General features: G+C 65.4%; 9 protein-coding genes. 4 read left to right on the top strand and 5 right to left on the bottom strand.

The annotated features are described in order from the left end of the window. From ACOXXX_RS03800 to ACOXXX_RS03785, 4 genes are all read right to left on the bottom strand, one after another. Positions 1–930: an AEC family transporter gene (locus ACOXXX_RS03800; RefSeq protein ID WP_422825219.1), complete on the bottom strand. Its 930-nt coding sequence runs from the start codon at positions 928–930 to the stop codon at positions 1–3. Between the two features lie 33 nt (positions 931–963). Further along, positions 964–1,764, bottom strand: coding sequence for an MBL fold metallo-hydrolase (locus ACOXXX_RS03795; protein ID WP_422825218.1), 801 nt, complete (start codon positions 1,762–1,764; stop codon positions 964–966). Further along, positions 1,761–2,564 carry a TatD family hydrolase gene (locus ACOXXX_RS03790; RefSeq protein ID WP_422825217.1) on the bottom strand — a complete coding sequence of 268 codons (804 nt, stop codon included), beginning with the start codon at positions 2,562–2,564 and terminating at the stop codon, positions 1,761–1,763. The genes ACOXXX_RS03795 and ACOXXX_RS03790 overlap by 4 nt, the downstream gene beginning before the upstream one ends. Positions 2,565–2,641: 77 nt before the next feature. Beyond that, complete coding sequence (locus ACOXXX_RS03785; RefSeq protein ID WP_422825216.1) at positions 2,642–3,196, bottom strand: helix-turn-helix domain-containing protein; 555 nt, start codon at positions 3,194–3,196, stop codon at positions 2,642–2,644. Between the two features lie 208 nt (positions 3,197–3,404). On the opposite strand from ACOXXX_RS03785, the gene ACOXXX_RS03780 reads away from it, so the two are divergent. Next, positions 3,405–6,401, top strand: coding sequence for a hypothetical protein (locus ACOXXX_RS03780; RefSeq protein WP_422825215.1), 2,997 nt, complete (start codon positions 3,405–3,407; stop codon positions 6,399–6,401). A 44-nt stretch (positions 6,402–6,445) separates the two neighbouring features. Here the strand turns inward: ACOXXX_RS03780 and ACOXXX_RS03775 are convergent, their stop codons facing one another. Next, a complete protein-coding gene (locus ACOXXX_RS03775) occupies positions 6,446–7,330 on the bottom strand; it encodes a LysR substrate-binding domain-containing protein (RefSeq protein WP_422825214.1) in 885 nt (294 codons plus the stop codon). Positions 7,331–7,485: 155 nt separating this feature from the next. Here ACOXXX_RS03775 and ACOXXX_RS03770 point away from each other — a divergent pair, with 155 nt between their 5' ends. The 3 genes from ACOXXX_RS03770 (at position 7,486) to ACOXXX_RS03760 (ending at position 11,997) form a co-directional block, all read left to right on the top strand. Continuing rightward, entirely contained in the window at positions 7,486–9,546 is a 2,061-nt protein-coding gene (locus ACOXXX_RS03770) for an FAD-dependent oxidoreductase (protein ID WP_422825213.1), read from the top strand. Between the two features lie 137 nt (positions 9,547–9,683). Further along, on the top strand, positions 9,684–10,919 hold the full coding sequence (locus ACOXXX_RS03765) for an aromatic ring-hydroxylating oxygenase subunit alpha (RefSeq protein WP_422825212.1): 1,236 nt from the start codon (positions 9,684–9,686) through the stop codon (positions 10,917–10,919). Between the two features lie 4 nt (positions 10,920–10,923). Continuing rightward, positions 10,924–11,997: a 2Fe-2S iron-sulfur cluster-binding protein gene (locus ACOXXX_RS03760; protein ID WP_422825211.1), complete on the top strand. Its 1,074-nt coding sequence runs from the start codon at positions 10,924–10,926 to the stop codon at positions 11,995–11,997. Positions 11,998–12,042 lie beyond the last annotated feature (45 nt).

Genomic DNA, 12,042 nt, shown 5'->3' with positions numbered 1-12,042 from the left:
CTACGGCAGGATCGCCAGCCAGACCCAGGTTGTGCCCAGTGACAGCCCCGTCGCCACCAGCACCGAAGATGCCGCCACACGCCGTGCGCGGCCGTACATGTTGGCAAAGACATAGGCGTTGATCCCCGGGGCCATCGCCGCCGTCACCACCGCCGACCGGAAGGCCGCCACCGGCAGATCGAAGACCCGCCCCAGTGTCCAGGTGATCGCCGGGTGCACGATCAGCACCACCACGCAGACATAGGCGATCACGCGCCCGTCGCCTTCGGGCCGGTAGCGGTAAAGCACCCCACCCATGCCGAACAGCGCCGCGGGCAGCGCGGTGCGGATCATCATGTCCAGCGCATCGGTGACCGGCGCGGGCAGGTCCACCCCGCCCAGGTTGAAGATCACCCCGAGAGCGATGCCGATCACCAGCGCGTTGCGGAACATCGCCTTCAGCACCGTCACCGGAAGCCGCGCCGCGGACGTGCCGCGCGCCCGCACGATCTCCATCGCGGTGATGCCGATGCCGTAACAGAACGGCGAATGCAGCGCGATGATGGCATAGTTCGCCTCGAGCGCCGCATCGCCGTAGGCCCGTTCGGTGATCGACAGGCCCAGAAGCAGCGAATTGGCGAACAGGCAGCAAAAGCCGATGGCCACCGCATCCTCCCAGTCGCGGCCAAAGACATAGCGCGCGCCCAACAGGCCGAGGACAAAGCCGGTGGCCGAACCTGTGTAGAAGCTGACCAGCATGAGCGGGTCGAAATTCTGCCCCAGGTCCAGTGTCCAGATGGCGCGGAACAGCAGGCAGGGAATGGCGAAATTCTGGGTGAAGGACATCAGCCCGTCGACGGCGCTGTCGGCGAAAAGCCCGCGCCAGACGGCGGCATAGCCGAAACCGATCACCAGAAAAACCGGCAGGATCACGTCAAGCAGGGCTTGCACGGCGCACCTCCGTTCCCTGCGCGGCAGGTCCGGTCACAGCGCGAACCGCAGCACCATGCCGTCATAGGCGGGTGTGATGTGGTCGGGCGTTTCCGCCTCGACCGTGGCATAGTCCAGATCGATGTGCATGTTGGTCAGCACCGCGCGGCGCGGGGCGGCACGGTCGATCCATTCCAGCGACCGCGCCAGATGCGCATGGGTCGGATGCGGCGTGCGGCGCAGCGCGTCAAGCACCCAGCAGTCCAGCCCGTCGAGCTGTGGCCAGACCGTCTCGGGGATCTGCGCGACGTCCGGCAGATAGGCCAGCCCGCCGATGCGGAACCCCAGCGCATCCATGCCACCGTGATTCACGCGGAATGGCGCGAAGGGCACCGCCCCGCCCGCGCCGGAAATCTCGAACGGGCCGTCGATGTCGTTCATGTCGAGGATCGGCGGATAGGAACTGCCCTCGGGCTGCACGAAAGCATAGCCGAACCGATCGAGCAGCGCTGCGCGCGTGTCGGCATCGGCATAGACCGGCAACCGCGCGCGCATGTTGAAGACGATCATCCGCAAGTCGTCAATGCCGTGCACGTGATCCGCATGGGCATGGGTGTAGACCACCGCGTCAAGCTCTCCGACGCCTGCGCCCAGAAGCTGCGCGCGCAGATCGGGCGAGGTGTCGATCAGCACCCGGGTGAGGCCATCCTCTGTCTCGCGTTCGACCAGCATCGAACAGCGGCGCCGGGTGTTGCGCGGGTTTTCTGGGTCGCAGTCGCCCCAGTGCCCGCCCAGCCGCGGGACCCCGCCCGAGGAGCCGCAGCCCAGGATGGTGAACCGCATCTCGCCGCTCATGCGGCGGCCTTGTGCGCGGCGGCCTTGGCGAACAGGCGTTCGAAGTTGCGTTCGGTCGCGGCGGCGAAGTCCGCGTAGTCGATGCCGAAGACCTCTGCCCCGACCGCGGCTGTGTGCACGCTGTAGCCAGGCTCGTTGCGTTTGCCTCGATAGGGCGGCGGGGCAAGGTAGGGACTGTCGGTTTCCACCAGCACCCGGTCCAGCGGGGCGGCGGCGAAGATATCGCGCAGCTCCTGGCTTTTGGGAAAGGCGGCGATGCCCGACATCGACAGGTAGAACCCCAGATCAAGCGCCGCACGCGCCAGTTCCGCGCCGGAGGAAAAGCAGTGCATGACGCAGGCGTAGGGTTGCGCGCGGTATCCTTCGGTCAGGATCCGCGCCATGTCCGTGTCGGCGGCGCGGGCATGGATGATCAGCGGCAGGCCGGTGGCCTGCGCCGCCTCGATATGCACCCGCAGGGACCGCTGCTGCACCTCGGCGCTGTCGGCTGTGTAGTGATAGTCGAGCCCCGATTCCCCGATGCCCACGAACTTGGGATGCTCCGCGAGCGCCACCAGCTCATCGACCGTGGCCATGGGTTCGTCCGCCGCACTCATCGGGTGGGTGCCAGCGGCGTAAAAGACCGGGTCATGTGCCTCTGCGATGGCACGCACCTGGGGTTCCAGCCGCAGGCGCGTGCAGATCGTGACCATCCGGTGCACCCCGGCCGCGACCGCGCGCGCGATCACCTCCGGCCTTTCGCTGTCGAAATCCGGGAAATCCAGGTGGCAATGGCTGTCCGTGATGACGCTTTGGGTCATGAAAGTCCCGCCTTGGGTCGCGTTGGCCCTGATATCTAGGATGTGGTGGCAAGGGTCAAGGCGGGCCCCGAAACGCGTCAGTGCGACACGCGGATCAGCAGGTACTTGGCCACCTCCGGTCCTGCAGCGATGCGCAAGGGCCCATGCGGCCGGTAGCGCAGGCTGTCCCCCTGTTCGAGGTCATGCGCCCGGCCATCCAGCTCGACCCGCAGACTGCCCGAGGTCAGGATCAGGTGGTGTTCCTGCCCCGGCACCGATGGCGCGTCCTGGCGCAACTCGGTGTCGGCGGCCAGGCGGCAATCCTGCACCTCTGCCGCCAGCCCGCCGCCTGCGGGCGACACCTGGCGGCGCACGTAGCCCTGCCCGCCCTCTCGCGCCACGAACTGGTCCGCGCGGCGGATATGCGCGGCAAATCCGTCTTCGACCGTCGCCATGAGCTGCGACAGGCTCAGGCCGTAGGCGGCGCAAAGCCGCGACAGAACCGCTGTCGTGGGGCTGGCTTCGGCCTTTTCCAGCCGCGACAGGGTTGCCCGGCTGACGCCGCTGAGCGCCGCCAGTTGATCCAGCGATAGGTTCCGCTCTGCCCGGATCCGCGCCAGCCGGTCGGCCAGACGCTGTGTGACATCGTCCATTCTGCCTCCGGTTTCCTGGGAAGTCTTCTCTGATCCGGGATGCTAGGGGGATGGGGCCGCATTGCAAAGGGCGGATTCGGGGGCCGCCTGCGGGCGCCCGAAAAGCCCAGGATGCACCACTTCGGTGCAGGTGCGACATTTTATGCAATTAGGAGTTGTCACAACGCCCCTGTCCCGGCATCCTTCGCCCATAGCAAGGAGCCATTTCATGACACGCATTGCCGCCCTCGCCGCTCTTTTTCTGGGGTTCGCCACCGCCCCGGCCCTGGCGCAGACGCAAACCGGCGCCGGGGGCCTGCCGCTGCCGTCGTCCCTGCCGCTGCTGAACTACGAACGTCAGCTCTATCCCTTTATCGCGGACCGCGAATTCGCCGATCTGGGATGGGTGCGCGACAAATCCTGGCGCGACACCGGGCCTTTCGTCCTTGATACCAACTACGGCGTGCACCCGGCGGTGCGCATCTATTATTCCCCGCAGGTGCTGACCTGGCTTGAGGGCGGGCGCAAGGGCGCCATTCCCGACGGGGCGATGGTGGTCAAGGAAATGGTGGCCTCGCCATCGGCCCATTACACCGAATTCCGCGCCGATCTGGTGCGCAAACACCCCGACGATCCTGACCGCGTCGAAGAAGAGATGCTGGCCTACCTGCGCGAGGCTGGCGGGCTCAACTGGACGGTGATGGTCAAGGACAGTTCGGTCAGTCACGGCGGCTGGTTCTTTGCCTCGGTCGATCAGAAGGCGACACTTGACAGTTTCGAGCCGCCCTATACCCCGCCCACCGGCCAGGTCGGTGCGGGCACCTGCATGCGCTGTCACGCCTCTGCCGCAGAAGAACTGATCTTTTCCTCCCTCGACAATGTCGAAGGTTACGAGGGCGAGCCGCTGATCTTCCGCGTCGACGAAAGCTGGCGCAAGCTCGAGAATTTCAAGCCCGGCCCCTTCAACCTGCCGCCCTGGCAGCGCCCCGCCATGGGCGAAAGCGAGATCGCCTTGATCGAGGATTATTTCCACGACCCCGAAGCGCTGGCCGCTTCCGACCTCGAGGCGAAACCGTCGCCGGTGGCGGTCAATCCAGTCTTTCTAGAGATGTTCCCGCCCACCGGCGGCGTCGATGTCCCGCCCGGCGATGTGCAGCGCCTGCCCAGCGAATGGCTGGATCACGTCGCCGCGCGCCCCGGTGAGCCGCAGCATTTCCTGAGCTCTGACAACTGCCTGGGCTGTCACGGCGGGTTGGGCGGCGCGCCCTATGGCAACACGATGTTCCTGCAGACCGGGCCGAAATACGGCGACGGCTACAACATCTCGGAATACGGTGAATGGCGGTGGTCGCCGATGGGCCTTGCGGGGCGCGATCCGATCTTTTTCGCACAGCTCGAATCCGAATTCGCCCTGCTCGAAGCCGCCGGAACGCCAGAACTGTCGTCGAACCTGGGCACGACCTGCCTGTCCTGCCATGGGGCAATGGGCCAGCGGCAGTTGCAGATCGACGCCCATGCGATGCCGGACAAAGGTCTGGATCCGAACAATTTCAAGGTCGCCTACACCCTGCTGCACGATCCGCTGAACGAGACGGAGCTGAAAAAGCAGAAAGACGACGGAACCTTCGATTACCACGAATACGGCAATCTGGCGCGCGAAGGCATTTCCTGCGCGGTCTGCCACCACATCGCCCCGCCGGAAAAAGCCGAAGGCCAGCCAGACTACAACCGGCTGGACACCTACCTGATGAACGGCACCACCGGCGTCTTTCGTCTGAACAAGTCGGACGAGTTGCAGGGGCCGTTTTCGGACGTGGCGGTGAAACCGATGCAGAACGCCATGGGCATCACTCCGGTGCAGTCGGACTACATCAAGGACAGCCAGCTATGCGGCGCGTGCCACACGATCAACCTGCCCAATGTCGACGCGCCCACCGACACGCCGCTGGAGCCCTATACCGAGGCCGATCAGAAGGTGTTCAACGACGCCGCCGCCAATGGCGCCGCGTTCCTGAATGCCGAATACGGCGTGACCTTTCCGCAGGGCCTGCTGGATTTCCAGCATTCGGTGGAACAGGCAACCTATATTGAATGGGTCAATTCGATCTACAACGAAGAGGGCACGGCGCAATCCTGTCAGGACTGTCACATGAAGGGCAGTTTCCAGAGCGTTGACGGCAAGATCAGCCTCGACAGCATCACCACGCAGATCGCGTCGATCCAGGATGCGACCCTGCCGGACGTGGCCAACCTGCTGCCCACGGACGAGGTGACGGTGCCCTTCCGCGACGGCTACAAGCGGCACAATTTCGTCGGGCTCAACGCCTATATGGTCGAGATGATCCGCCAGTTCTCGACCGAGATGGGGATGAGCCGCACCGACCCCATGACCTCGGCCACCAACGGGGCGCAGCTGGCGCTCGACACCATGGCGCTGCAGGCCGCGAATGAAACCGCGGACGTGACTTTGACGGTCAGCCAAGGCTACGGCGGTCTGGTGGCAGAGGTCGGCGTCAGCAACAAGACCGGCCATCGGCTGCCCTCGGGCGTCGGTTTCCGCCGCGCGTTCCTCGAGGTGCGCGCGGTCGGGCAGGACGGCGACACGCTGTGGTGTTCGGGCTGTTCCAACGCCGCCGGGGTGATCACCGGGCCGGATGGCCAGCCGCTTGATACCGAATTTCTGGATGTTGTCCCGCCGGGCGAAACCGTGGCGCTTTATCAGCCGCACCACCGGGTGATTTCCGACCAGACCCAGGTGCAGATCTATGAAGAGCTGAGCCAGAACGCCAAAAAGGAGTTCACCACCAGCTTCGTGCACCGCGATTTCCACCCCAAGGACAACCGCCTGACCCCGCTGGGCACGCTGACGCCGGGCACGCCCGCGTTCGAGGCCAAATTCGGCAAGAGCGAGGTCAGCGCCGCCTTCATGAAGGCCACCCTGCCCGAAGGCAACGCGACGCAGGATCCGGATTTCATCCCCGGATCGGACCAGACCGAATACCGGATCGCCCTGCCGCAGGGCACCGACCCGACGCAGGTGACGGTGACGGCGACGCTCTATTCCCAAGCGATCCCGCCCTATTACCTCAAACAACGGTTCGAAACCGCGCCCGGCGGCCCCGCCACGCAGCGGCTCTACTACCTGGCCTCACGGCTCAAGACCGAGGGCACGCTGATCGAGGGTTGGAAACTGCGGACGGCCTCAGCCTCGGCCCAGGCGGAATAGCCGGTCCGCAGCAGCGACGGCACCAAGGGGCGGCAACGCCGCCCCTACCCCGCCGACGCGACGAGCCAATCGCGCAGGCGCAACGCCCGCGCGGGCGCACCGCGCCGGGCCACGATGCGGTAGCCCAGCGGCGCCTCGACCACGTCGGGCAGCACCCGCACCAGCTTGCCGCTTTCGATCATGCCCCGCGTCAGCCGTTCCCAGACCAGCACCACGCCCATGCCGTCGCAGGCCGCCTGCAGCGCGGTGAAGTAGTTGTTCACCTGCAACCCGCCGCCCAGCCGCCCGTCATAGCCCAGCGCCCCGGCCCAACCGTTCCAGCCCGTCCAGCTGCGGTTCGCGGCGCTCAGATGGATGAGCGGTAACCGCGCCAGATCGTCAAGCCCGCGGATGTCGGCGGTGGCGGCAAAGGCGGGGCTCGCCATGGCGGAAATGCGGTCCTTGAAGAGCAACCGCTGGTCCGCCGCTTCGTCGCCGACGTCGCCGTAGACAATGCTGAGGTCGGTGCGCACCGACGTGCCGGGCGTGTCGGTCACGTTCTGCGACACCGGGATGTTGCCGTGTACTTTCCAGAACTGCGACAGCCGCGGAGTAAGCCAGAGCGACGACATCGCCGTGGTGACTTGGATGCTGACCGCCTCTGCATCCGGTTGCAGGCGGATCTGGGCGATGCCGTCGGACATCTGTTCGAACCCGCGCTGCAGGGCCACCAGCAGCACCGCGCCTGCCTCGGTCAGCTCCACCCCGCGCGGATTGCGCTGAAACAGCACCCGGTCCAGTTCCGCCTCCAGCGCCTTGATCTGGTGGCTGACGGCGGCGGGGGTCACGTTCAGTTCGGCAGCCGCGCGCTTGAAACTCACATGGCGCGCCGCCGCCTCGAACGCGGTCAGCGCGCTGAGCGAGGGCAGATCGTAAGGCCGCCGTCCCATTAGGTGTCCTTCGCCATAACCCCGGTTCCGCGTGGCTATAGCATGCCGCGCCGCATGAAAGCATTATTCAGGCTAAGCCTCCATGAATTTTTTCGCGCTTGTGCGACTCAGCCCCCACGCCGCAGAGAGGGCGAAACATCTTGAGCGGAGTCCCCATGTCCCAGCCAGCCACCGCCGCCGTCCAATCCCGCGACCCACTGCTTCAGCCCTATCAGCTCAAGCATCTGACCCTGAAGAACCGGATCATGACCACCAGCCACGAGCCGGCCTATCCCGAGGACGGGATGCCCAAGGACCGCTACCGCGCCTACCACGAGGCGCGCGCCAAGGCCGGTGTGGCGCTGACCATGACCGCCGGGTCGGCGGCGGTGTCGCGCAACTCTCCGCCCGTCTTCAACAACATCCTCGCCTACAAGGACGAGGTGGTGCCGTGGATGAAAAAGCTGGCCGATGCCTGCCACGAACACGGCTGCGCGGTGATGATCCAGCTCACCCACCTGGGCCGGCGCACCCATTGGAACAAGGGCGACTGGCTGCCCGCAGTTTCCCCCAGCCACGAACGCGAACCGGCGCACCGGGCGTTTCCGAAAAAGCTCGAAGACTACGACATCGCGCGGATCATCACCGATTACGCCGATGCGGCAGAGCGGATGCAGGCGGCGGGGCTCGACGGGATCGAATTGCAGGCCTACGGCCACCTGATGGACCAGTTCTGGTCCGAGCGGACCAACACGCTGGACGGGCCCTATGGCGGGTCGCTGGACAACCGCCTGCGCTTTACCTTCGACGTGCTCGATGCCATCCGCAGGCGCGTCGGCGACGCGTTCATCGTCGGCCTGCGCTATACCGCCGACGAGGCGGCCCCCGGTGGCATCACCGCCTCAGAAGGGATCGAGATTTCCAAGCGCCTGCGCGACACCGGCCAGGTGGACTTCCTCAACGTGATCCGCGGCCATATCGAAACCGACGCGGCGCTGACGGACGTGATTCCCGTGCAGGGGATGAAGAACGCGCCGCACCTGGATTTCGCCGGCACCATTCGTCGCGAGACCGGGATGCCCACGTTCCACGCCGCGAAAATACCCGATGTGGCCACCGCACGCCATGCGGTCAGCTCGGGCCTGCTGGACATGGTGGGCATGACCCGCGCGCACATGGCAGACCCGATGGTGGTCAGGAAGATCATGGAGGGCCGCGAGGACGACATCCGGCCCTGCGTCGGTGCGAATTATTGCCTCGACCGGATCTACCAGGCGGGCGATGCGCTTTGCACCCACAACGCCGCGACGGGGCGCGAGCTGACCATGCCGCACGAGATTTCCCCTGCTGAGGTGAAAAAGAAGGTGGTCATCGTCGGCACCGGGCCTGCCGGGCTCGAGGCCGCGCGTGTCGCCGCCGAACGCGGCCATGATGTGACGGTGTTCGAAGCCGCCCCCAACCCGGGCGGGCAGATCCGCCTGACCGCGCAGTCCGAACGGCGGCGCGAGATGATCAGCATCATCGACTGGCGCATGGCGCAATGCGCCGCCCGCGATGTGGCCTTTCACTTCAACACCTATGCCGAGGCAGACGACGTCACCGCGCTCGACCCGGACGTGGTGATCGTGGCCACCGGCGGCATGCCGCATACCGAGGTGCTGGAGACCGGCAACGACCTCGTCGTGTCAAGCTGGGACATCATATCGGGCGATGTGAAGCCAGGCTCCCGAGTTCTGGTCTATGACGACGCTGGCGACCACCCTGCCCTGCAAGCTGCCGAAAAGATTGCGAAAACCGGCGCGCATGTCGAGATCATGACCCCCGACCGCAGCTTTTCGCCCGACGTGATGGCGATGAACCTGGTGCCCTACATGCGCAGCCTTCAGGACAAGGACGTCAAGTTTACCGTGACCTACCGGCTGATGGATGTGCGCCGCAACGGCAACATGCTCACGGCCGTGATCGGCACCGATTATTCGAACCATCGTGAAGAACGCGACTTCGACCAGGTCGTCGTCAACCACGGCACCATTCCGCTGGACGAGCTGTATTTCGACCTCAAGCCGCTTAGCACGAACCGCGGCGCGGTGGATCAGGATGCGATGGTGGCGGCCCGTCCGCAGCCCGCCGGGCAGCACGACGGCAGTTTCCAGCTTTACCGCATCGGCGACGCGGTCAGTGCCCGCAACACCCATGCCGCGGTCTATGACGCGCTGCGGCTGATGAAGGATATCTGAACCGCGGCGGCGTGCGATATCGCCGATGTCGGAAAGATCGCTGCACCCGCCGCATTTCCGCCAGAGCCCGCGCCGCGCGCGCCGTACATCTGCCCACGACACGTCCCCAGAGGGGGGACTCAACAAGGACACTTTCCATGATCCGCGACGCCGACGTCCTTTCCATGTTGATGGCCCGCCAGCCCGGGTATTCGCTGGCGCAGCCCTTCTATACCGATGCCGACCTCTACCAGATCGACCTGCAAAAGATCTGGTATGCCGACTGGCTGGTCGCCGCCGCCGCGGCGGAAATGCCAAAGACCGGCAGCTATAACACGCTCAAGATCGGTGCCTACGAGGTGATCATCGTGCGCGGGGCGGATCAGAAGATCCGCGCGTTCCACAACTCCTGCCGCCACCGGGGCAGCCGCATCTGTTCGGCGGCCCGCGGCAACGCGCCGAAACTGGTCTGCCCCTACCACCAGTGGACCTATGAGCTGGATGGCCGTCTGCTTTATGCGCGCGAGATGGGCGCGGATTTCAACCCCGCCGATTTCCCGCTGAAATCCGTTCATTGCGAAGAGGTGGCGGGCATGGTGTTCATCTGTCTTGCCGACACCGCCCCCGATTTCGCGCCGTTCCGCGCGCAGGCGGAAAAGTACCTGGCGCCGCAAAAGCTGAACGACTGCAAGGTCGCGCACCAGTCCACCATTGTCGAGCAGGGCAACTGGAAGCTGGTGATGGAGAACAACCGCGAATGTTATCACTGCGCGGGCTCGCATCCGTCGCTGTGCCGCACCTTCCCCGAGGATCCCAACCTTTTCGGCGGTTCGGATGGCAAGGGCTCCCCCCAGCTCGAGGCGCATATCGCCCGCTGCGAAGACGCCGGTCTGCCGTCGAAATTCACCATCGCGCATGACGAACAGTGGCGCTTTATCCGCATCCCGTTCCTGGGCAATGCCTCGTCCTACACGATGGACGGCAAGCCCGCGGTGTCCAAGCGGGTGGGTGACATGCCCTTCGACAATGCCGGATCGCTGCTGTTCTTCCATTTCCCGAACTCCTGGAACCACTTCCTGTCTGATCAGAACCTGATCTTCCGGATGCTGCCGATCAGCGAGACCCAGACCGAGGTGACGACCACCTGGCTGGTGCACAAGGACGCGGTCGAGGGGCAGGATTACGACCTGACCCGCCTGACTGAGGTCTGGGAGAACACCAACGCCGAAGACCGCGCCGTGGTCGAGGAAAACCAGAAGGGCGTGAACACCCCAGCCTATACCCCCGGGCCCTATTCGGCGGTGCAGGAATCCGGCGTGATCCAGTTCGTCGACTGGTACGCCCGCACCATGACGCGGCGCCTCACGGGCCGCAAACTCTACGCCGCAGAGTGAGCCGATGATTCCGCTGCCGCGCGAAAACGCCCCCGCCTGGACCGATGACGAACCACTGGAATGCGTGGCCGTCATCCCAGAGGCGCCGAATGTCGTCACCTTCGGGTTTCGCCCGCCCTCCGGCGCGCCGTTCCATTTCCGCGCGGGCCAGTTCCTGACGCTTGATCTTCCGGTGCCCGGTAATCCCGTCAGCCGGACCTACACGATCTCGTCCTCGCCCACCTCGACCGCCTACGTGTCGGTCACGGTCAAGGCGCAGGACGGCAGCGTCGGGTCGCGCTGGATGCTGGATCACCTCAGGCCCGGGATGCGGATCACCGCGCACGGGCCCGCGGGCATCTTTCATCTGCCGCGCCAGCCTGACGGCAAGTACCTGTTCATCGGCGCAGGTTCCGGCGTGACGCCGCTGCATTCGATGACCGCCGCGCTCTGGGAACGCGGCGAGATGCCGGACATCACCTTCATCTCGGTCGCGCGCCGCCCGTCCGAGTTGATCTTTCGCCGCAGGTTGGAGCATATGGCCAGCCGCGCGCCGGGCATCCGCCTTGCTTTCGTGGTCAAGGACGAGGATCCTTTCGACGCCTGGACCGGCTACCGGGGCCGCTTCAACCAGCTGATGCTGGGTCTGATGGCGCCCGACTACCTGGACCGCGACGTCTATTGCTGCGGGCCCGAGGCGTTCATGGATTCGGTGCGCGAGATGCTGATCTCGCTCGGCTTCGACATGGACCGGTATCACCAGGAAAACTTCCACGCCGCTGCCACCACTATCGACGAGGTGCCCGACCTCGACGACTATGTGCCGGGCGAAGAAGCGAAGGCCGAAATCGTCTTTGGCACCTCGGGCGTCACCGCGGAATGCCTGGAAACGGACACCGTTCTGGCGATTGCCAAGGCGTCCGGGCTCAACATCCCGTCGGGCTGCAACTTCGGCGTGTGTGGCACCTGCAAGGTGCGCAAGACCGCCGGTGAGGTGCACATGGTCCACAACGGCGGCATTTCCGAGGATGACATCGCCGACGGCTATATCCTCGCCTGCTGTTCCAAACCCGTCGGCAAGGTCGAGGTGGCGGTCTAAGGCCGGAGTCGCATCGGCAGAACCGGAGTACGGGTCAGAGCCTTC

Origin of the sequence: Thalassococcus sp. BH17M4-6 (genome assembly GCF_049323015.1) — a bacterium.
In the GTDB taxonomy this organism is placed as follows: Bacteria; Pseudomonadota; Alphaproteobacteria; order Rhodobacterales; family Rhodobacteraceae; genus Puniceibacterium.
Note: the sequence above shows the minus strand (reverse complement) of the source record. Positions and strands in the feature narration are given on the sequence as shown.

Bases quoted from the DNA above. Each gene is read 5' to 3' on its own strand.
- ACOXXX_RS03795 (WP_422825218.1), bottom strand. From the start codon at position 1,764: ATGAGCGGCGAGATGCGGTTCACCATCCTGGGCTGCGGCTCCTCGGGC.
- ACOXXX_RS03790 (WP_422825217.1), bottom strand. From the start codon at position 2,564: ATGACCCAAAGCGTCATCACGGACAGCCATTGCCACCTGGATTTCCCG.
- ACOXXX_RS03785 (WP_422825216.1), bottom strand. From the start codon at position 3,196: ATGGACGATGTCACACAGCGTCTGGCCGACCGGCTGGCGCGGATCCGG.
- ACOXXX_RS03780 (WP_422825215.1), top strand. From the start codon at position 3,405: ATGACACGCATTGCCGCCCTCGCCGCTCTTTTTCTGGGGTTCGCCACC.
- ACOXXX_RS03775 (WP_422825214.1), bottom strand. From the start codon at position 7,330: ATGGGACGGCGGCCTTACGATCTGCCCTCGCTCAGCGCGCTGACCGCG.
- ACOXXX_RS03770 (WP_422825213.1), top strand. From the start codon at position 7,486: ATGTCCCAGCCAGCCACCGCCGCCGTCCAATCCCGCGACCCACTGCTT.
- ACOXXX_RS03765 (WP_422825212.1), top strand. From the start codon at position 9,684: ATGATCCGCGACGCCGACGTCCTTTCCATGTTGATGGCCCGCCAGCCC.
- ACOXXX_RS03760 (WP_422825211.1), top strand. From the start codon at position 10,924: ATGATTCCGCTGCCGCGCGAAAACGCCCCCGCCTGGACCGATGACGAA.